General features: G+C 46.9%; 18 protein-coding genes. 12 read left to right on the plus strand and 6 right to left on the minus strand.

Annotated elements, in window-relative coordinates; translation table 11 throughout:
- Positions 1-22: 22 nt before the first annotated feature.
- The 4 genes from FHS17_RS09760 to FHS17_RS09775 all read left to right on the plus strand — a co-directional run bounded on the left by FHS17_RS09760 (position 23) and on the right by FHS17_RS09775 (position 4,099).
- Positions 23-385: a DUF423 domain-containing protein gene (locus FHS17_RS09760; RefSeq protein ID WP_167278237.1), complete on the plus strand. Its 363-nt coding sequence runs from the start codon at positions 23-25 to the stop codon at positions 383-385.
- 164 nt (positions 386-549) lie between these two features.
- Entirely contained in the window at positions 550-2,775 is a 2,226-nt protein-coding gene (locus tag FHS17_RS09765; RefSeq protein ID WP_167278238.1) for a hypothetical protein, read from the plus strand.
- 144 nt (positions 2,776-2,919) lie between these two features.
- Positions 2,920-3,468: a TetR/AcrR family transcriptional regulator gene (locus FHS17_RS09770; protein ID WP_167278239.1), complete on the plus strand. Its 549-nt coding sequence runs from the start codon at positions 2,920-2,922 to the stop codon at positions 3,466-3,468.
- 142 nt (positions 3,469-3,610) lie between these two features.
- Positions 3,611-4,099 carry a nucleoside deaminase gene (locus FHS17_RS09775; RefSeq protein ID WP_341805815.1) on the plus strand — a complete coding sequence of 163 codons (489 nt, stop codon included), beginning with the start codon at positions 3,611-3,613 and terminating at the stop codon, positions 4,097-4,099.
- 90 nt (positions 4,100-4,189) lie between these two features.
- Here the strand turns inward: FHS17_RS09775 and FHS17_RS09780 are convergent, their stop codons facing one another.
- Positions 4,190-4,819 carry an HD domain-containing protein gene (locus tag FHS17_RS09780; RefSeq protein WP_167278240.1) on the minus strand — a complete coding sequence of 210 codons (630 nt, stop codon included), beginning with the start codon at positions 4,817-4,819 and terminating at the stop codon, positions 4,190-4,192.
- Between the two features lie 187 nt (positions 4,820-5,006).
- Between FHS17_RS09780 and FHS17_RS09785 the strand changes: the two genes are divergently transcribed.
- The 4 genes from FHS17_RS09785 to FHS17_RS09800 all read left to right on the plus strand — a co-directional run bounded on the left by FHS17_RS09785 (position 5,007) and on the right by FHS17_RS09800 (position 11,424).
- Entirely contained in the window at positions 5,007-6,254 is a 1,248-nt protein-coding gene (locus FHS17_RS09785; protein ID WP_167278241.1) for a saccharopine dehydrogenase NADP-binding domain-containing protein, read from the plus strand.
- A gap of 19 nt (positions 6,255-6,273) precedes the next feature.
- The gene (speE, locus tag FHS17_RS09790) at positions 6,274-7,146 is read left to right on the plus strand and encodes a polyamine aminopropyltransferase (protein ID WP_167278242.1); all 873 of its coding nucleotides are present in this window, start codon (positions 6,274-6,276) and stop codon (positions 7,144-7,146) included.
- 205 nt (positions 7,147-7,351) lie between these two features.
- Positions 7,352-10,138 carry a glycoside hydrolase family 3 C-terminal domain-containing protein gene (locus FHS17_RS09795; protein ID WP_167278243.1) on the plus strand — a complete coding sequence of 929 codons (2,787 nt, stop codon included), beginning with the start codon at positions 7,352-7,354 and terminating at the stop codon, positions 10,136-10,138.
- A gap of 161 nt (positions 10,139-10,299) precedes the next feature.
- Positions 10,300-11,424, plus strand: coding sequence for a YecA family protein (locus tag FHS17_RS09800; RefSeq protein WP_167278244.1), 1,125 nt, complete (start codon positions 10,300-10,302; stop codon positions 11,422-11,424).
- 532 nt (positions 11,425-11,956) lie between these two features.
- On the opposite strand, the gene FHS17_RS09805 is transcribed toward FHS17_RS09800, so the two are convergent.
- Entirely contained in the window at positions 11,957-12,541 is a 585-nt protein-coding gene (locus tag FHS17_RS09805) for a hypothetical protein (protein WP_167278245.1), read from the minus strand.
- A 275-nt stretch (positions 12,542-12,816) separates the two neighbouring features.
- Between FHS17_RS09805 and FHS17_RS09810 the strand changes: the two genes are divergently transcribed.
- A complete protein-coding gene (locus FHS17_RS09810) occupies positions 12,817-14,562 on the plus strand; it encodes a methyl-accepting chemotaxis protein (RefSeq protein WP_167278246.1) in 1,746 nt (581 codons plus the stop codon).
- Positions 14,563-14,592: 30 nt separating this feature from the next.
- Here FHS17_RS09810 and FHS17_RS09815 read toward each other — a convergent pair whose 3' ends face one another.
- A complete protein-coding gene (locus FHS17_RS09815; protein ID WP_167278247.1) occupies positions 14,593-15,441 on the minus strand; it encodes a chemotaxis protein in 849 nt (282 codons plus the stop codon).
- Between the two features lie 627 nt (positions 15,442-16,068).
- Here FHS17_RS09815 and FHS17_RS09820 point away from each other — a divergent pair.
- Complete coding sequence (locus tag FHS17_RS09820) at positions 16,069-16,398, plus strand: ArsR/SmtB family transcription factor (protein ID WP_167278248.1); 330 nt, start codon at positions 16,069-16,071, stop codon at positions 16,396-16,398.
- Positions 16,376-16,837, plus strand: a complete 462-nt coding sequence (locus tag FHS17_RS09825; RefSeq protein ID WP_167278249.1) for an SRPBCC family protein — start codon at positions 16,376-16,378, stop codon at positions 16,835-16,837. The genes FHS17_RS09820 and FHS17_RS09825 overlap by 23 nt, the downstream gene beginning before the upstream one ends.
- Positions 16,838-16,891: 54 nt before the next feature.
- Here the strand turns inward: FHS17_RS09825 and FHS17_RS09830 are convergent, their stop codons facing one another.
- Positions 16,892-17,776, minus strand: a complete 885-nt coding sequence (locus tag FHS17_RS09830) for a LysR family transcriptional regulator (RefSeq protein ID WP_167278250.1) — start codon at positions 17,774-17,776, stop codon at positions 16,892-16,894.
- Between the two features lie 132 nt (positions 17,777-17,908).
- On the opposite strand from FHS17_RS09830, the gene FHS17_RS09835 reads away from it, so the two are divergent.
- Positions 17,909-19,156, plus strand: coding sequence for an MFS transporter (locus tag FHS17_RS09835; protein WP_167278251.1), 1,248 nt, complete (start codon positions 17,909-17,911; stop codon positions 19,154-19,156).
- Positions 19,157-19,248: 92 nt separating this feature from the next.
- On the opposite strand, the gene mraY is transcribed toward FHS17_RS09835, so the two are convergent.
- Positions 19,249-20,199, minus strand: coding sequence for a phospho-N-acetylmuramoyl-pentapeptide-transferase (mraY, locus tag FHS17_RS09840; protein WP_167278252.1), 951 nt, complete (start codon positions 20,197-20,199; stop codon positions 19,249-19,251).
- A gap of 158 nt (positions 20,200-20,357) precedes the next feature.
- The gene (locus FHS17_RS09845) at positions 20,358-21,833 is read right to left on the minus strand and encodes a sulfatase family protein (protein WP_167278253.1); all 1,476 of its coding nucleotides are present in this window, start codon (positions 21,831-21,833) and stop codon (positions 20,358-20,360) included.
- Positions 21,834-21,856 lie beyond the last annotated feature (23 nt).

Here is a 21,856-nt window from a genome sequence, read left to right on the forward strand (position 1 = left end):
TCACAAGAGAAGAGGGAATTAGATGCAGACGTTTGTTGTGCTTGGCAGTATTTTGATGGTCATTGCGGTTGCTATTGGTGCGTTTGGGGCGCATGCGCTCAAAAGCAAGATTGAGCCGGACAAGCTCAAAGTTTATGAGACTGGCGTGCAGTACCACATCATTCATGCCTTAGGATTAATTGGAGTTGGCCTTCTGGTGGACCGTTATCCGGATTCCGGAATGATTGTGACGGGAGGATGGTTCCTCGCCGTAGGCATTCTGTTGTTCTCGGGAAGCTTGTACGTATTAAGTATGAAGAGAGTACGGCTGCTTGGCCCAATCACGCCGCTTGGCGGATTATCTTTTATGATTGGCTGGGTATTGATTGCAATTGGCGTGCTGTAGATAGTGGAAACCGGCCTGATCGAGGCCGGTTTTTTATTTTAATAGTTGATCGCGATATTGTACAGTGATTCGTTTATTTCACAATAGACCGTCCGTCGAGCAGCATGATAAGTTAACCTTCAATAAAGTGGCGGCAATGCCTATGGAGGAAGGGGAACTATAGCATGTTTAAGATGGAACCACGTCTAGTTGTGACAAAATATAGAGGCAGTGAAGTGTTTAAGTCCTTTGATATTCCATTGACCGGGCAGGGAATGGATAACATAGCTTTAACCTCAGACTGGTCCGTAACGGTGAGAAGTGAGGGTTCTATCGACCATCCGAATGGACAAATGCTGGAGGCTGAATTTCAGTCAGACAGCATCTCAAACGAATCAACTGTTGCGTTGTCTTTTCATTTAAGTGGGTGGTCCGTAGAGAATTACGTACTTGTGCCTGGTGCCGTATATGCCGGTAATCGCTTTGAGGTCCGCGAATTATCCTATGCGCCCTGCTGGTCTCGAATCGATGATGCTGGACCTGATGTCCCTAATTTGATTACGGATGTTCCGCGTCTATCGAATGAAGCGGGAGTACCTTCAGCTATTCATCTCTTGACGGGGGATGCTGCAACACCTGCGATTGGGATTATCGATCAGAAGTCAGCAACGGGCTGGCTGTTCGTAACCAAGCAAGGTACAGCCCTTGGGGACAGCTCGATGCATGTGGTGGAAAATGAGGATCGAAGCTCAGTGCGGATTTCATTCCAAGCCCCAGGGGTCAGACCGTCTACGAAATATGAGATGACAACTACCAAAGTGCCAAGCGCCGATAGAGGGCATGACTTCAAGCCTGGAGACAAGGTCCAGCTGAGCTGCAGGCTCTACCGTTTTCCTTGCTCCAGCGTACAGGATTTATTCGAACGGTTTGCGGCGGTGCGCAGGCAAGGACTGCCTGCAGCCAGCTTGGCACCAAGTCTGCCATTCTCCGCTGCATGGGAGATCCAAGAATCGAAGTACAATGCGATGAACTGGAATAATGAGCTTGGTTATTACGCGGTTGGCACCGTTGATATGAAGCATCAGGATTGGCAGGTTGGCTGGGTAGGAGGCGGCATGTCGAGTCTGGCCTTGCTTCTAGAGGGCAGCGAACTCTCGGTGAGCCGGGCGTTAGACACGCTTCGTTTCCTGTTCAGCAGCCAGACGGAAGCGGGCTTTTTCCATGGCGTCTGTCATAACGGGCAATGGTACGGCGACGAATTTAATGATGATCCTGATCGCAGGTATCCGAAGCAGTGGCATATTTTGCGAAAAAGTGCCGATGCCTTGTATTTCATCATGAAGCATCTGCTTGCGCTTGAACAGGTACGGCCGGATTTTGAAATCCCGGCAGACTGGCTGGACGGCACGCGACGGCTTGCTGACGCTTTCGTAAGATTATGGCACCGATATGGCCAATTTGGCCAATGGGTCCATACCGGAACAGGGGATACCATCATTGGCGGCTCGGCAGCCGGAGGTATTGCGCCAGCAGGTCTTGCCCTATGCGGAGAATATTTTAATGAGGACTGCTATACGTTCGTAGCGGAACAATCCGCCAGACAATATTACCGGCAGTTCACCTCTCAGGGGATCACGACAGGCGGGCCGGGGGAAATCCTGCAATGCCCGGACAGCGAGTCTGCGTTTGCTTTACTCGAATCGTATATCGTTCTGTACGAGACAAGTGAAGACCAGGAGTGGATCGAGAGAGCTGAAGAGGCTGCGCTTCAAGCCATGACATGGTGCGTTTCCTATGATTTCGATTTTCCGAAGGGCTCGACCTTCGAGAGGCTGGGTATGCGTACGACAGGTTCGGTTATTGCTAATGTTCAGAATAAGCATAGTGCACCGGGGATTTGTACGCTGTCTGGTGACTCACTCTTTAAGCTGTATCGGGCTACCGGCAATAAGCGTTATCTAGAGCTGCTGCGGGAAATCGCCGGCAACCTGCCGCAATATTTGTCTCGGGAGGATCGACCAGTTAGGGGCTGGGATGGACGAGATATGCCGCCTGGTTATATGAGCGAACGGGTTAATATGAGCGATTGGGAAGGCGAATCTTTTGTCGGCGAGGTCCTGCCTCTTTCCTGCTGGTGCGAGGTATCGCTTATGCTTTCCTATGCGGAGCTTCCTGGCATTTATGTGAATAGAACCAGCGGAGATATCACGGTGATCGACCAAGTAAAATGCAGGTTGGAAGAGGGTGCGGAATTAGCCCTCGTGGTGACGAATCCAACAGCTTACCCGGCAGAAGTGAAGCTGCTTGCGGAAACAGAGGAAGAAGCGGCGATACCGCTTGGTTCATGCGGTCATGTAGAATGGAGGCGGGTTCAAGTTGGCCCTGGTGAGACCGTTCGAGTCGTGTTGTAGTTCATAGGAAACCTGGCCATTTATGGTCAGGTTTTCTTTTTTTCTTTTTTATGAACGATACCGTACAGAAGTATTACTTGGAAATTAATTAACATATACTGGTCTATCTAGACGCTGTCGTACAGCAGAAAGAAGTGATGGACGATGCCACGCATAATTGTGACTGAAGAACAGTGGATTCATCTTGGAGCAGAGCGGTTTGCACAAGGGGGGATTGAAGCTTTAGTGATCGAGAAGATGGCGTCAAAACTGAAATGCAGCAAAAGCAGCTTTTATTGGTATTTCTCCAATCGCAGCGAATTCGTTCGGAAGATCGTGGACTACTGGAATACGATTCTCACGCAGCAGGTGATGACGGCTTCATCAAAGGTGATGACAGCAGAAGAGAAACTATCCGTGTTGATGCATCATATGTTCTCAACGACACAGAAGGGCGATTTTCTATTTTATCTCCGAAAGCTGTCCCTGGAAGAGGCAGATTATCAGGAAGTGATTGAACGGCTGGAGACATTCAGAATGAACTTCGCCAAAGAGTTGTTCGTACAGACCGGTATGCCTGAGGACCTCGCAGAGCATAAATCATGGCTGCTTTATCATTATTTCATTGGCTGGTACGAAAGGCATAAGTCGCAGCAGCTTGCTGAGGAAGATGTGCATCATCATGTGACAAGGCTTCATAAATCCTTGTTATAGGAGTTACTTTGTATGCAGTCTCCACAAGGAAACGGGAAGAATTTGTTCATTTCACTAATAAGGTGCCAGGCAAATTGACGGGAAGTGAGCTGGAAAGCTATAGTGATGACAAATCTTTCAGAACCTGTTAGGAGGGGCCGTTGTGGAGAATAACCGTGCTGAACATGTTGCTTATTTGCAAAGATGTGTAGAATTGTCCTGGATGGCCAGAAGAGCAGGGAATACCCCGTTTGGAGCGCTGCTTGTTGGGCAAGAGGGTGACATTTTATTAGAACAGGGCAATATCGAAGTCACGGAATCGAACTGCACGGGACATGCAGAGACGACCTTAATGGAGGCCGCCTCCAAACGTTACAGCAAGGAGGAGCTCTGGAATTGCACCTTATATACGTCGACTGAGCCTTGTGCGATGTGTGCCGGAGCGATTTTCTGGGGGAATGTTGGACGCGTTGTATATGCCATAACCGAGAAACGTTTAATGGAGCTGACCGGTGATGCCGATCAGAACCCGATGCTGGATTTACCATGCAGAGAAGTATTTAATAGAGGCGCTAAAGCGATTGAAGTGATGGGACCTTTCCCGGAGGTTGAAACAGAGGCTGTAGCTGCCCATGAAGGATATTGGAAATAGTCATCTTATATAAATAAAAGCCAGCCGTATGAGCTGGCTTTTTGCTATGTGCTTGAATTAGAAAGTAGGGTAGGAACGAACGAAGAGGAATTACTCAGCTAATGCTTCTTTGGTGATGGTTTCAATATCGATCGGGGATTTGGCCCCTGCGCTAACGAGGTCGGGGAGAATGTGCTCCAGGAAGTAATCGACGCAATGAAGCGGGATTTGTTTGATTTTGATAAGAGCTGACCGGTACATAACGATAAATTCCTTCTCGGTATTCCCGAGTTGCAGTTCAGTGAACGCCTCGTAAATTTGATCCAGCTTATCGGCTACCTCAAGAATCTGACCTTCCACGGAATTGTCTTTGCCTTCACGCAGCTGTCTGCGAAATATCGATTTGAACTCCTCAGGAATATTGTCATCGATAAAATGAGCGACCATTCCTTCCTCGACTTGCTGCAGCATCGAGCGGAGCTCCAAGGAATAATGCTTCACGGGCGTTTTGATATCCCCGATAAAAATTTCTCCGTAATCATGACTGCTTGTAATTTCGTAAAGCTTCTTCCAATCGACAGTGACGCCATTCTTTTCTTCAATATCCGCTAAGGTCTTCGCATACTGAACGACCTTCCAGGAATGCTCCGAAACACTATGCTCCTGAAATTTAAATTTACCTGGGCAGCGGATAATTCTTTCCAGATCAGTCAGTGACTGAAAGTACGTATGAATTCCCATAAGTTATTGTCCTTTCTTGGATTTAGATTAGTCTGCTGCACAAGTTCAGTATAGATCCGGATTGTTAGGGGACCATTAACGCCCGGCTGGAAGTTTCAGGGCTGCAAAAATTGATAGAGTTCATAGTCGATAGGCTAGTTCGGTTTCACTCACCTTGAATATCCTAAATAAAGGAGTTGAGGTCAAAGTGAATCAAAAGTTAGTTCTCACTATTTTAGGAAGTGGAGGGGGTGTAGCTAAATCGGTTCTCGCCATCTTGGACAAAGCGTTCCAGGATACGAATGATCCGATTCATTCTTACATCAGTCAGATTGATCTTCATTTGGTGGACAAGAAGCAGAAGGACAAGTCATATTACGAGCAATTTATTCCGCATGTGGGCTTTACGCTGCATCAAATGGATTTGGGTAACCTGAACAGGTTCCGGCAGCATCTGAAGGATACTCACACAACCATGGTTATTGATGTGTCCTGGGCCGATACCGTGGAGATGCTGCAATGCTGCGATGAACTTGGAGTCCAGTATATCAATACGGCTTTGGAAAATACGATGGTGGATGAGAAGGAGGAGCTTGAAGGCTTTACGTTACTCGAACGATACCGGATTTTTGAGGAAAACAGAATACGGTTTCGCGGCACGAAGGCGATCATTGGCTCCGGAATGAATCCGGGTGTCGTGCAATGGATGGCTCTTAAGATGATGCAGCAAGTGCCAGACGAGCTTCCTATCGGTTGTTATATTGTTGAGCATGACGATACTTTTTATGCCGATCTGTCAAAGGTTAAGAAGAAAACGGTGTATACGACATGGTCACCGGAATGTTTTCTTGATGAGGCGATCTTGAATTATCCGATGTTTATGAAGCAGCATATGGCGATGTTTCTGTATAACGATGTATATGAGCTTGAATTCAAAGTGGCGCTGGGGGACAAGCAGTTTAACGGCTGCCTGATGCCGCATGAAGAGGTTGTGACGCTGGGCAAAGCTTTCGATATGGAGTTTGGCTTTATTTATCGGGTTAATGATTATACAACAAATGTGATACTGGATAATCTCAGTAACGCCAATGATCTGTGGAACTGGAATCATCAAGTGCTTGATCCGCTGGATGGCGAGCTGAATGGATCCGATTTGGTTGGTGTTCTGCTCGTGTACAAGGATAAGGAACGGTATATGTACAACGTGATGAGCAATAAGGAGATTTTTGCCGAGTACAAGACCAATGCGACGTATTTTCAGGTGGCATGCGGCATTTATGGGGCATTATCGACACTTCTGCTGGATGACATCCCAGATGGTATTTATTATGTAGATGAGCTGTTGCTTCAAACGGATTCCGGATATGGTCAGTATCTCACTTATTATATGAAGCATTTTGTGACTGGCGAGAATGACAAATCGGACGGGCTTCTGCTCGATCGCTTGCGCAAGTAAGGATTAGAAGGGGATGAATATGAAGAACAAAACAAATTTAACAGGTTACAATAAAGAAGAAAATGAGGAATTGTGGCTGTGGGATGATCTTCCTGAGCTTGATATGGAAGTCGGCTATAAAGTGCAGGAGCTGCTTCACTACGAGAAATCTCCGTTTCAAGAGTTAAGTATTGTGGAGACAAAAGGCTTTGGCCGCATGCTTGTACTGGATGGAACTCCACAAGTGACTTCTCAGGATGGCTTCATTTATAACGAGATGATCACGCATATTGCGATGACTACTCATCCTGCGCCAAAGCAGGTTGCGATGATTGGTGGAGGCGATTGCGGGCCGGCCCGCGAAGCAATGAAATATGAGAGTGTGCAGCATATTGACGTCGTAGAAATTGATGAACGAGTGATCGAGGTATGCAAGACATGGCTGACGAAAGAAGCCGAATCGGACAAGATACAAACGATTTTTAAGGATGGTTATGCATGGATTCAGGGGCAAAAGAATAAATTCGACGTTCTCCTGGTTGACCGTTCGGACGCTTATGGACCTGCTGTCAGTCTGTACAAGCCACAGTTTTATCAATACGTGCATGACAGCTTATCGAGTAATGGTATCGCAGTGTTCCAGTCCGGCTCCCCCTATTATAATGCGGGCAGCTTAGGCAAAACGATTCGTAACTTGAAAAAGCATTTTCCCATCGTACGGACTTATTTATGCGCGATCCCATCGTTCCCCGGTGGAATATGGAGCTTTACGATTGCCTCGAAAAAGTGGGATCCTCTTACGGCCGATTTGAATAATCTGCAGTGGCAGACAACGAAGTATATAACCCCTGATGTATACCGGTCGAGTTTTGTATTACCGCCTTATATTAAGAACGCTATAGAAGGAAAGTAAAGCTGAAGGTCCCGCCTGCTGCCGCTTAACTGCCGAAAAATGAAGAAACACATAGTTATGTGTTTTTTCTTTTGCATGGAAGGATTAATGGATAATAATAATTGCATATTGAGCAAAAATAATTAAATGTTTATTCTATTTTCGAGATATAGAATTTGTTATGATTATACATAGTGCATATAGAAACTTAGGTAGGAGCAATCATATGAATACACATGGCATTCCATTAGAAGGTTTTGCTGCATTCAGCAGAAAAGTAGCAGCAGAAGGTGCTGTTCTATTAAAGAATGACGGTCAAGTGCTCCCTATTCAGTCAGGCGAAAATGTTGCGATTTTTGGCCGGACGCAGGTCAACTATTATCGCAGCGGTACAGGATCAGGCGGAAGCGTTAACGTCACTCATACGACGAATCTGCTGGAAGGTCTGCGAAGCAAGACAACGATTACTGTAAATGAAGAGCTGGCAGCTGTATATGAACAGTGGATTGAACAAAATCCATTCGATAACGGCGGAGGCGGATGGGCGGCTGAACCTTGGCACCAGAAAGAAATGCCTTTAACCGCAGAATTAGTAGCACAGGCAAGAAGCCAATCGAGTAAGGCAATCGTAGTGATTGGGCGTACGGCTGGTGAAGATCAGGATAATGCTGATAAACCGGGCAGCTATCAATTAACGGATGAAGAGATCGATATGATTAAGGCAGTATCGGCCTATTTCGAGCAAACGGTTGTTGTACTGAATGTCTCTAACATCATTGATATGAGCTGGTTAAACGAAGCGGAAATGAAATCGATTCCAGCAGTTATTTATGCTTGGCAGGGCGGGATGGAAGGCGGCAATGCGATTGCAGATGTGCTTGCCGGTGAAGTAACGCCAAGCGGCAAACTAACGGATACGATAGCTTATTCGATCGAGGATTATCCGTCGACCCGCAACTATGGCAATGAGCTGAACAACCTGTATGAAGAGGATATTTATGTTGGGTATCGTTATTTTGAGACGTTCGCCCCGGAGAAGGTTCAATTTGAATTTGGCTATGGTCTATCTTATACCTCATTCACGAATGTACCGGAGCAAGCTAAGCTGACGGTTAAACAAGGACAACCATACCTCGAAATCGGCGTAACCGTTACTAATACAGGCTCGGTCTATGCAGGTAAAGAAACGGTACAGGTCTACTATGAAGCGCCGCAGGGCGAGCTGGGCAAACCGGCTAAAGCACTCGCAGCATTCGCGAAGACAAAAGAGCTTCAGCCTGGCGACTCAGAGCAGCTTATCCTTAGCTTTCCGGTTCACGCAATGGCTTCTTATGATGATGCCGGTGTAACAGGACATCCATCTGCCTATGTACTGGAAGCGGGTACGTACCGTCTCTATGTCGGGAACAGTGTGAAGCAGGTAGTGGCAGTAGGCGTTGAAGGAAAAGATGGCTACATCTTGGACATTCTTCAAGTAGTGGAACAACTGACGGAAGCAATGGCGCCAACGGTTGGTTTTACACGCATGAAGCCGGGGGCACAGAAGGAAGACGGCACGTATGAGCTGATCTCTGCAGAGGTTCCGGTGCGCAAGGTTTCGCTGGCTGATCGGATTGAGAGCAATTTGCCTGCGACAATTACGCCAACAGGCGATCAAGGCTATAAGCTGCAGGATGTTGCGGACGGCAAAGTGAGCATGGAGGCATTTGTTGCGCAGTTTAGCGATGACGACCTGGCTGCTATAGTACGGGGCGAGGGCATGAGCAGTCCAAAAGTTACGCCGGGTACGGCTTCGGCCTTTGGTGGTGTAAGCGACAATCTTCTTGGTTACGGTATTCCGGTAGCCTGCACAGCAGACGGTCCGTCTGGCATTCGGATGGACAGCGGACATAAGGCTACGCAAGTGGCAATTGGTACGTTGCTTGCTGCAACTTGGAACACAGATCTCATCGAAGAGCTGTATGTAATGGAAGGCAGAGAATTGCTGAGCAATGATATTGACGCTTTGCTTGGACCTGGCCTCAACATTCGCCGTAGTCCGCTGAATGGACGTAACTTCGAATATTTCTCCGAGGATCCGCTTATTTCCGGGGCGTTTGCAGCCGCATGTACACGCGGAATTATGAAGGGCGGCTCGAATGCGACACTGAAGCATTTTGCCTGCAATAATCAGGAGCAATACCGTCACCGTGTGAACGCGGTCGTATCGGAACGTGCACTTCGGGAGATTTATTTGAAAGGATTCGAGATTGCCGTCAAAGAGGGCGGTGCGAATTCCATCATGACTTCTTATAACCCGGTCAACGGGCATTGGGCAGCGTCGAACTATGATTTGAACACGACGATTCTTCGTGGTGAGTGGGGCTTCAAGGGCATCGTTATGACAGACTGGTGGGCTGTGATGAATGATGTAGTTGAAGGAGGATCTGCAGATCGTAAGTTTACGAACTGGATGGTCCGCTCCCAGAACGACCTGTACATGGTCGTCTCGAACTACGGCGCGGAATCGAATGTGTGGGGAGATAACACGCTGGAATCACTGGAAAACGGTACGTTGACCCGCGGCGAACTGCAGCGCAGTGCAATGAACATCTGCGATTTCATTATGAAAGCACCTGTATTCTCGAGAGAGCTGGTGACGGAGGAAAAGGCAGAGCGGTTTAATCCAAATGCTGCATTGTCTTCCGAGCATGTACAGTCGTTAGCGGCAGAGGCACAGGTGAAATTCACTGCTTCTGAGCCTGTTGTTATGAAAGTCGAGCAAAGTGGTGTTTACCGAATTACTGTTCATCTCATGTCGACCGAATTTGCGTGGGCGCAAAGCGCGTGTAATGTGTTGATTAACGATGAGCTGATGACAACGGTACAAACGAATGGTACCGAAAGCGCTTGGATCCGCCAGAAGCTTGTGAAGGTTGAGCTGGCGGAAGGGCTGTACGAACTGAAGCTTGATTTTGTGAAGCCTGGCATGCAGATTGATTGGATTGAATTTGTTCAGGAAGAGCGGTATTAACGCGAAAGGGATGCCTTCAGGGCATCCCTTTTTTTGAGGCTGATTTGAAATTAGTCAGCTGTAAGTGTATGGTAGAAACAGCATAGGTATGGATCGTTTATTGAAATTATACGTTAAAGGAATGGTGTAAAGCTTTGGATTATGTAGCAGAACTGCAACAGATGAACATTCAGAACGCGATAAAAGGCGGGGTTATAACGAAATTAGCCGAGATTCTGCCGCTTCTTACGAAAGAGAAGTTGAATCTTCTGGCCGGCAACTATGAGATTAAGGGGCGCTCCAAGCTGAAAAAGCAGGAGCTGGCCGATGCGCTTTATTCGTCCATATTGGACGTTCGTGAGATGAGCATGGGTTTGCTCATTGCAACGGCAAAGGAATGGGACCTGGTGAAGGAGCTTCTTGCTGTTCCGGCCCTGCAGGATGATACGTTGTTCCCGGGAACTTATCTATTCTTGATGAATGCGGGACTGTTGTACTCGTTCTACGATCAAGACAAGCTGTATTATGTCCTCCCCGAGGAAATCAAGGAAACGTATGCGAAGGTAGTCGTAGCATCGTTCCTTAAAGAGCGTGAGCGCTGCCAGCTGGTGCATCAGTACATTCTTGCCGCGATGAATCTTTATGGGGTCTGTCCTGTCGATAAGTTCAGGGACATCTTTAATGCTCAGAATGAAGAGCCGTTAACTGAGGATGAGTTTGATCAGATCACGGATCTGCTCACCAGACGAGAGCAAAGCTGGCATTTTGATGGTGAAAGATTGATCAGTGATTATTTTGACCCGGATAATGAAGAAGAGTTGGATGCTCTGCTCGAGCGAATGAAAGACAAGCCTTATTATATTCCAGCTAAGTTGGAGCTCTTGAAATATGCTGACCCTGGCTACTTTGAACAAACGCCTCAGTTGACAGGGCTAGAGCAATATATCTTACAGTTTGTATGTAAGGACAAAGAGCTTGTTACACATTTGATGGATGACATTCAGCTGGCCTGCTCAATGGAAGAGCCCGTTGAAGTCATTATGGCGGAGTTCGAGCGGCGTGGAATTGAGTTCGAAACAAGAGATCAGCTGGAGATGACCATTCAACTGATCATTAATGTTTATAACCATACAAGAGTGTGGTCGAATGGCGGGTATTCACCTGTCGAATTGCGCCAAATTACTTCAGGAGAAGCTCCTGTTGATAATATTGTACCTTTCAACCGGCCAGCTGCTGCGGGCAAAATCGGGCGAAACGAGCCTTGTCCTTGCGGAAGCGGGAAAAAGTATAAGAAATGCTGCGGTTAATAATATAACAAAATCAAAAAAGAGCGCTGCATGCTGCGCTCTTTTTTGATTCAATTTATAAGGTTTATTTACTTCGAGCTTTATTGATCTTAAATCCTGCCTTTGTTAAATCTTTAATAAGCTTCTTTTCTGATACGTTTTTATAGTAGGAATCCATTTTAGTTTTCCATGATGTAATCTTGTTATTGGAATTGGACATAAAAAATCCCCCTCGGATAAATAATACTAGATTACTAGTATTACCTTACCCAAGAAGGCTTAATCATGAACTACTTTCTATTAATTGGCCGTCTGTGTCTTTGGAAGGGGGAGCGGTTCTCCTATAACCTCAGTCTCATTTGAGGTGGCAACTTCTCTAAAGCTTACCTCAATTTCAATAGAGCCAACATTGACATTATTTATAGTAGTCTCATCTTGTTCAACTATAAATCCGGCAGTAGCGAGGTCCGATTTTAAGAAGTCGGTACTTAACCCCGTATAATAACAGTCCATTATATATTTCCAACGTATAGTGTTGCTCATTGATTTCACCTCATTTAGTAAGAGGATTTCCCCCGTATGCCACTTTCTCGAATGAACTTACAATATGCGGTGTTACAATACAATACTGTTTCTCGGTTCGGAAGTGTCTTGTAATTCCATAGGGCTTGCTTTTTTGATTCGAAAAGAGTGGGGGAAAACTATCATGTTTATCTTTGTATGAAAAGGTTTTTGAAATCAATTCTAGGACTAAGATATTAGCCAAGTGATTACACATGAATGCATCATTATATTCTTGAATGGAAATTTGTCTGTTATAGAGAAGTAGTTTTAAACGATGCATTTCTTCAAAGAAAAAGTTTTGATTTTCCCGTAAATCAAGATCCATATAATTCTCTTCATTTACTCTAATCTTACACTTAAGTACGGCCCAATTCTCATGTTTATACTTTTCATTGCGAGTCACTTTCATCATGGCCCAAGTTTTAGCTTGTTCTTCATCGTGGTAAAAGTAATACCCATCGCCAAGATAATGTTTATCTCCGGAGGATTTATATGCTGGTAATAATGATTGGGAATCTACAGTTTGATCAATAACAGATTCAGTATTTCCATGAAATAGAATGATCTCTAGCATGAACGGATCCTCTCCGAAGGTAGATAGGTCTATTATATCATTAAATGGAAAAATCGACCATATATTTGGTGGACTAATCAAATGTTCGCAGCAAATAATGACCTCAACCCCTCGCCCTTTACCGGTGTTTTTGCCCAGATGGAGGAGATTGGAAGGGACATGTCGAAATTTAAGGAAAATTAGGGAAAATTGTAGGAAGACTTTTCAAAAAATAGTCGAAAGACATCATGTTTGTTTTTCGGAGCCGGTTAGTCCTAAAGTTAGCAGTTATTATATTGGCCATCCTTGTAATTCTGTCGTCTTCCTTAATCTACATCCAGGTTCAGAACACCAAGAAGGCTAGTGAAGAGGCGATAGGCAGCTTTAATATTCATATGGCGGAGGCTTATGCCGGGCAGTTTGATGTAAGCGCTTATGCAGAATTTTTGAAAGATCAGAAGGAATCCGAGCTTTACTGGACGATTCGGGAGCAGATGAATCAATACCGTGAGCGTATTGGAGCGATGTACGTCTATTCCGTTCAGATTAATGATAAAGGGGAACCGATTCTACTGATCGACGGTCAACCGAAGGATTCAGATTCCGCTTCCCCTATAGGTGAAGTGACGGATATACCAAAAAATGCGATTACAGCGTTATTAGAAGGACAGTCAGCAAAGTCCGGCATTATACATAATGAAGATTACGGCGATTATATTTCGGCTTATGCTCCTTTACATGATTCTGGCGGTGCCGTTATTGGCTTGATTGGGATCGATACGGATGTCTCGGTGTCCAAGACGATCTATAAGGAAGTTATTCAGGATAGCATGCCGCTCTTTATCATCATGGGGGTACTCACTCTTGTTGTCTTTCTGTTCATTGCCTTCTTCCTGGCACGGACACTGAGACCACTAGGCGTTATTGTAAAAGGTGCCGAAGCGATAGCATTAGGAAATTTTGCGGAAGCGAAACAGCGTCTTGGCGGAGCCAAAGTGAAGTCAAAGGATGAGATTGGACAAGCTTATTCAGCAATGATTCAGATGAGTGAACGTTTAGGGGTAACGCTGGAGGGTGTTGTCCGAGATATGGCTGTTACGACCCGAAGCATTGTGCACTCCACGAAGCAGTTTGGCACGGAGGCCGCTCAGATGGTTGCCCTGAATGAGCAGCTTGGGCAGTCGGTATCTATAATGGCGGATGGTGCGAGGCATCAACGGCTTGGAGCAGAGGAAAGTGCAAGCTCCATGGAAGATATCACGCAAGCGATTCAGCGGGTATCGGAAGCCTCCATGCAAGTTTCAAGTGTGTCTCATGAAGCGCTGGAATCTGCTGAGCAAGGAAGAGATTCGATTCATGGTTTACGGGAACAGGTTGAACTCATGTCTTCGGTTGCGAAGCAAACGGCAGAATCTGTTGAGATGCTTCATACCTACATGCAGCAGATTGAGCCGGTACTGCAGTCGATTACCAGCATCTCTGATCAAACCAAGCTGCTGGCTCTAAATGCTTCTATAGAAGCAGCACGGGCAGGCGAGCATGGCGCAGGATTTGCGATTGTAGCGGGAGAAGTTCGGAAGCTGGCGGAAGCATCGTCCATCTCGGCTGCACAGGTCACCTCGCTGCTTGTGCAGATTGGGCAGGAATCTATCCATATAGGGGAAAGAATGCAGGCAGGAAGCATCGAGATTGAGAAGGGAACGGAGTTGTCCGGCCGGGTGGAGGCTTTGTTTAATCGGACATTGGATCAATTTGTACTCGTGAACAGTCAGATTCAGGAGATTTCCGCGGCTGCGGAAGAGGTGTTGGCCGGTTCCGAAGAGGTGGCTGCTTCGGTAGAGCAGATTGCTCAGATTTCCCGAACAACTGCAGACAGCTCGGCTTCCCTTGAACAGATGTCGAGACATCAGGTGGAAGCGGCGAAGCGAATTGCCGATACAACGGATCAACTGAAGGAGAGAAGTACGGGTCTGGAAGCAGCGGTTGGCAAGTTTAAGCTCAATAGTGGTGAATGTCAGGGAGTCCGGCCTTTCAGAAGGTAGGGCTTTTTCATTATGTACGGCGCCTTACAATCAGGCGTCCGCTTGATGCTGCATAGCACTAAGCGCCATCACAATTCGATCCCGTGTAGTTTTGGTCTGGAAATACTTACGATGAGAGAACGGTGTCCAGCTTAGTAAGCCTGCACATTTCACTTCCATATCCTCGGTGACGACTTTTTTGTATAGAGCGTTTAACGGTTTGATTGGGTACGCAATGACATCATCGGTATCATAAAAGTTAACCCATTCTCCTATACCACTTCCCTGAATTGGAGGAGCAGGCACCGTGATGGGGACTCCAAGGTCTTCAAAGCGCATAGCCCATACGGCTAGGGGACTGCCCATCGTATAAAAATGAGTCAGCGTTTCGCCCCGCACAAGCTTGGAGTTACTTGCCTCAATAATGGGGAGCACCTTTGGTGCCAGCTTATCGTTTTGCAGATCATAGAAAAAGTTGCTGGCAATGATGGACCCTAAGGAATGAGAGATAATACATAACGGTGCATCTTGTCCGGCTTGATCAGACAGACGCTGCAAACAGGCTGCGAAACGCCCATGAATCTCGTCGTAAATATAATCATCGGGAGCAGGATCATTATCCCGCGGAATCGCTTGATAGGCGATGGCCTCGCCTACTATATTAACGAAGAAGGAACGAAGCCTTATCCATTTGGTCCAACGAAGCTTGTTTCCTTGAAGCCGGCTCCATAACCTTTTCTCCAGCCGGTTCACAATATCTCCCCAGTAAATGCCCTCGATATACAGCTTTACGTTCGGATTGACGACTGCCATTTGCGTATGCAGATCTTTCGCCAAATCAACATAGAAATCCTCACGGGTTTGACCGATTCCATGAATGACAGCAACTGCAATGTTCACTGGGACCACCCCTTCCCTCGTGATTGGCTTATACGATAATGTATTCGCTTTCTCTCTAAATCGACTCACTTAATGAACCCAATTGCTGAAGCGGGTTCCCTAACTAGGTGCGGGCAATCGTCCGGATGAAAAGCCGCGGGACAACCTTCATGCTGGTTACCCTGCTCAAATTCCAAACGCCCAGCCGCTTATTCCTGCCGCGGATCTTTGACTAAATAGCTCGCAACAAGAAGCTGTCCCAAGTGGGCCGGCCTCTTTGTTGTCTTCATTTGCATATGCAATGTTTGTAGAGAGGGGCTGCTTTCTAATATTAAGCTACGTTGGATTTTGTACAGCAAAAGTTTGGCTGGAGGAGTGTATGAGGTTCTAGGCTGTACTTCATACAGTAGAATTTGTTTCAAAAGGATGTAGACGCCTCAAAGGGAATGTTTTTATTGTATAGAATCCAACGCAGCTTTCCTCCAACGCTTCTGTACGTCCTTTCTACTGTATGTAATCCACTGTAGCTATCGGATTCTCATGTTTAAACAAATAATACCTGTGTAAAATCATTAATTAAGTTGACACTTAATTAAGTTGACACTTAATTAAGTTGACACTTAATTAAGTGTATGCTAAATTAATATTATGATAGATAAAGCCATCCAAGCCATTACGGAACCAAGGCGCCGAGATATTCTAAATCTCGTCCGTGACAAGGAGCTGACCTCCAGCGCCATTGCGTCGCAGTTTGACGTTTCAGCACCAGCTATATCGCAACATCTTAAAGTTCTGGAAGAAGCAGGACTTGTCGTAGTTAGGCGTGCCGGCACCAAAAGATATTATGGCCTCAGGAGAGAAGGCTTCGCAGAGTTAATGCAATATTTGGAGAGCTTCTGGGATGACAGCTTGCTGCGCCTTAAGGAAGCGGCCGAAGAGGAAGAGAGGAAGCAATATGAGCGTGAACAGCAACAATAACACGATTAGGAAGGAAGTATTTATTGAATGCCGTCCGGAGACGTTATTCTCTTTTTTTACGGACCCTGCCAAATTAGTTCGATGGATGGGTCGCCAAGTATTACTCGATCCGAGTATCGGCGGCAAATTTCGGATTGATTTGAATGGCACCAACATTGCGCTGGGGGAGTATAAGGAGATTATTTTGAATGAAAAAATCGTCATGTCATGGGGCTGGGAGCAGTCGAAGATGGTTCCTCCCGGATCGAGTACGCTTGAATTTACGCTCACTCCTCAAGATAATGGCACGCTGCTCGTGTTAACCCATTATGACCTGCCGGAAGAAGAGGTTGCTTCGCATGTTAAAGGCTGGACACATTTTATGTCTCGCTTGCAAGCGGCAGCTCAAATCGAAGATCCTGAAGTCGATCCGTTATCTGTAGAAGCTTCGTATGAATAAGTGAGAAAGACCCTCGACCTCTATAACTTGAGATCGAGGGTCTTTGTTGTCTGGCTACAGCTTCCCGAAAAACGCGACTGCGAATTCACGGAAGTGCAGGGCAGCTTGGGAAAGGTAATGCTTCTTGTTCCAGGCGATGCCGAAGGTGCGCTGGCAGACAGGATCGGTTATTTTCAGCTGGACGGTATCTGGATTGGAGGCTCGTTTGCCAAGTGAAAGGGGAAGAGCAAAGGTTAGACCAAGACCCATCTCGACAAGGGTCTGGACAGAGCTCGCCTCCTCCAGCTCGAATGCAATATGTGGCTCAAAGCCGGCTTTACGGCAAAAGTCGTCGGTAATCTTCCTGAAGTTTGACCGCTGAGATAAAGCGATAAACGGCTCATTAGCCGCTTCGCTAAGCGCAATACTTTCTCTCGAGGCGAAACGATGTCCCTTCGGAACCGTCAGACATAGTTCTTCTTGGGCAAGGGTCTGCCACTCGATATCCGGCCCGGTTATGGCAGTGGAAGTGATGCAGAAATCGATATCGGCGTTCTCCAGCTCACTTCTAATCTCATGGGCGGAGCCCAACTGCCGCTGAATGATCCGGACATGGGGATGTGCAGTCAGAAATTCCTTCAGCAGAGTAGGCAGCACATAGGGCAGCGTAATCGAGATCGAGACGACGCCATGCTCCAGTCCAGCCATATCGATAATTTCCCGCTCACCTTCTTCTAATTCTAGAAAGGCACGTTCGATGCGGCGCAGATACGTTTTGCCAAAAGCATTCAGCTTCACATGTCTGCCATGCCGCTCGAAGAGTGGAACGCCAAGTCGCTTCTCGAGCCGAGAGATGGAGTTGCTGAGCGACGGTTGTGAAACGTTCAGCTCTTTGGCTGCTTGCGTGATATGTTCTAACCGTGCAACGGTTTGAAAGTATTTTAATTGAAGGAATTCCATAGAGCTCGTCCTCTCCTATATAACTTGAATGTGATGATTTCATTATAAAATTAGTATTATACTTTATAAGTTTCTAATTTTATAATGAGTCAACATATAGAAAGATACAATAGGGATTGGAGAGCGTTAATCTTGCTTAGAGAGAAAATCTGGACGAGAAACTTTATTGTCATTTGTGTGAGCAGTTTTTTTATGTTCCTGACCTTTTATGTCCTAACGACGGCTTTTCCACTGTATATTCGAGACAGCTTAAATGGTAACCAGCAGCAGATGGGTCTCGTCATTACGATTTATGTAATTGGCGGCGTGCTGATCCGGCCGTTCTCCGGACAGTGGGTCGACCGCTTCGGCAAACGAAAAATGGCGATTATCGGGATGATTATTTTCCTGCTCGCCTGTATTTGTTACTTTGGGACAAAAGGAATTATTCTGTTCCTTATTGTCCGTTTCATTCACGGCATGAGCTATGCGATTGCATCTACGGCCATGAGTACAGTTGCTGCAACAATTGTTCCGACTTCCCGGCAAGGGGAAGGAATGGGCTACTACACGATGTTTATGAGCATCGCGATGGTTGTGGGGCCAGCACTTGGGCTGTTCTTGTGGAAAGATAAGAACATTAACGTCCTGCTGATCGCGATCTGTATTATTGCCGCTCTGTCCTTGGTTTCTGCAATCGGACTAAAAATGCCACGAGAGAAGGGGAGCGGCTTGGCGGAAGCTGCCACTCAAGCTGGACCAGCAGCAGAAGTTGATGCTGAGCCAGTCAAGAAAGGCTGGAGCTGGAGCAACCTTGTTGAACCGGCGGCACTGCCGATCTCGCTGGTTGGTTTTATTCTTTCTTTTGCCTATAGTTCCTTATCCAGCTTTATGGCTTCGTTCACCGAAGAAATACATCAGTCACAAGTGACGGGCACGTTCTTTATGGTGTTTGCCGTTATGATTGTTGCTTTCCGGCCTGTCATTGGCAAAGTATTTGACCGATATAAAGAGCATTACTTGTATTATCCGGGCATTGGTCTATTTGCAGTTGGTATGTTCCTGCTTAGTCAGGCTCATTCGGCAGCAATGGTGCTGATCGCAGGAGTAATTATGGGGATTGGTTATGGCGCATTGCTGCCATGCTTCCAGACGCTTGCGATTAAGCTGTCTCCTGAGCATCGGCGGGGCAGTGCAAACGGAACCTTTTTCCTGATGTTCGACCTTGGTTATGGGCTTGGCTCGTATTTCATGGGGATGATTGCTTCCTTCACGGATTATCGGATGATGTATCTCGTAGCGGGCTTCGTAGCGGTCATCTGTGCCGTTGGTTATTACATGCTGCATCATCGTCCGAGGGCCAGGGAAATCGCATGTGGTCAGAAGGCGAATGTGGCTTAAATAGGTTAATAAAGAATTTGAAAAATCCCCACACTCGTGGGGATTTTTTTATTACAGGCTATTTGGTCTGTGTGGCCAGCACCTGCGGGATGTTAAAGAATGAATTTCCACAGCAACCAGCAAATAAGGACAGAAACCCAAGAAATGAATCCAAATACCATGACGATCTTATTCTCGCTCCAGCCATATTTTAGACTGAAATGATAATGAATTGGAGCCATTTTGAATAGCCGCAATTTGGTGCGCTTATAGTACCAGACCTGCAGCATGACAGAAAATTGTTCAGCCAGATAGACGGAAAACAGGATAGGGATTAAAATCTCAACCTTTTCAATAACGGCTAGAATGGAAAGCGAGCCCCCGATGGCTAGCGATCCGGTATCGCCCATAAATGCCCTGGCGGGATAAATATTATAGAGAAATAAACCAAGTAGACAGCCAATCATAACAAGCGAGAAGGTTTGTACTTCAGGCTTGTTTGTAATCAGGAAGAAGAAAAAATAAGTGGGGATTGCAACGTTGATTAACAGCCCGTCCAGACCATCGGTGAAATTAATAGCGTTCGCTGAACCAACTACAAATAGGAGCATGATGACGATGTACACGTAAACGGGCAGGTGTAGTTGAAACCCTTGGAACAACGTAATATCACTCGTTAGGGAGAAAGAATGGAACAAGGTGAACAGCAGCACGCCAGTAAAAGCGAATTGCAGCACCAGCTTGGTCCGACCGGAAATACCAGATGGATCCTGCCATGCTGCCTTTTTAAAATCATCCATAAAACCAATTGAGCTGAATAGCAGGAAGGTAACGCACAATAACGTCATTAATGGGGCGGGATGAAACTGTAGAGACGTTCCCACGCCGATAAGCAGGATCAGGCCAGCCATCAGCGGTGTGCCCCGTTTGGCTTGATGATCAGGAGGCAGCTCCGTGCGGATTGGTTGCGTTAGCTTAAGAACACGCAGCCCCCAAATGAGTAATGGTGTGAAGAACGTTACAAGCAAGAAGGATAGACCAGACACGCCAAATATTCCAGCCATGCTCATTACACCGCTTTCTTTCTGGATTACCTTTTTTATTATTGTAATTCTATTTCATGGACAAATATTCCTTTTACTTGTCCTTAGAATGACTAAGCTTCGGAAAACAAACAGGGATGCCGCCCGCGGCATCCCTGTTTAATATCTCAACAGCCAAGCTACGAACGTGTCTGCTTCGCCATTTCTCGGGGATGGCGGCGGATTAATTCCTCCACGGCATCTCCGCGTCCTGTTTCCTGAAGCCGCTTGGTGTACTGGGGCAGGAAGCCCTTGGCATGGTAAGGCCCTCCTTCCTTAATGACCGTCCAGAGGGGATCGACGTCATGCGGCATCGTTGCCATCATGTTGTCATGCCACTCATTCAACAGGTAAACAGCCTCTCGGCAAAGGTCTGGCCGATCCTTGGCTAAGTTATGCTGCTCATGTGGATCTTCTGCCAAATGGAACAGCATCTCCTTATCGAACAAATGATAACCGTCGTGATAAGTGCGGATATACAGCCAGTCCCCGAAACGTACGCTGCGCTGGCAGACATGGGCACATTGTGAGACAACGAGATAATCCCTGCCGCTTTCTTCGCCGGTTTTTAGCACACTTGCGTAGCTGCTTCCGTCCCAGCTTGGCGCTGGAGCGCGGTCAAGCAGCTCAGCTATTGTAGGCGGAAGATCAAGATGATAATGCAGACCTTGGTCAACCGTTCCTTGCTGCATGCCCGGCCAACGAATAATCATTGGGATGCGACAGGTTCCCTGATCCGCCGTTCCATGCTCGCCATAGATGCCAAGCTCGCCCATGTTCTCGCCATGATCAGCCGTGATGATGATGACCAGATCCTCCATTACTCCTTTTTGCTCCAGGAGGTTAAAAATCGTGCCAATATTTTCGTCCATGTAACGAATACCGCAGTCGTATCCGTCGATCATGGTACGCAAGCCGTCCATCGATCGAATCTCCCCGGGATGGCGAGGATAGTCCGGTGATGTCTCGCTATTGTACATGTTGATTTCACTCGCGCTATGCGGTCCCACCTTGCGCATATGCCCGTCCAGCACTTCTTCGTTAATCCATGCTGGCAGCGGATCATTCTCGAACGGATTGCCGAAGGACGCCGGTGCCCGATAGGGTGTATGCGGATCCCAATAGTTGACGTAGAGCATCCAATTGTCTTCCGCTGCATTGCGCTCGATCCAGTCCAATACGACGGGGGTGACCGTTTCAGCGGATTCTGATCCGCCTTGTCCAGTGTTGTGGATTTCGTTGAAGCCCGCGTAGAACGTCCATGCAGAGTGTCGTTCGCCAAATGGACTAACGAGCGCTGTCTTCATGCCCGCCTGCCGGAAGAGCGCTGGGAAGCTCTCGGATGCCAGTCGGTCGCGGAATTGTCGCTCTGCTCCTTCATGTCGAACATCTGCGGCCGTTCCTCCATGTCCCACGACGCCGTTATGAATGCCGAATCGGCCGGTCATCAGTGCTGTGCGGGACGGGAAGCAAGGTGCATCCGACGTGTAATAATTATCGAAGCGCACGCCTTCGGCGGCAATTCGGTCGATGTTCGGAGAGGTATTCCGGCCGTAGCCGTAGCAGCCCAAATGGTCGGGCCTCGTCGAATCCAAATCCAGCAATAACACTCTCATGCGCGTATCCGCTCCTTTTTCGA

Source organism: Paenibacillus lupini (assembly GCF_011761355.1).
GTDB lineage: Bacteria > Bacillota > Bacilli > Paenibacillales > Paenibacillaceae > Pristimantibacillus > Pristimantibacillus lupini.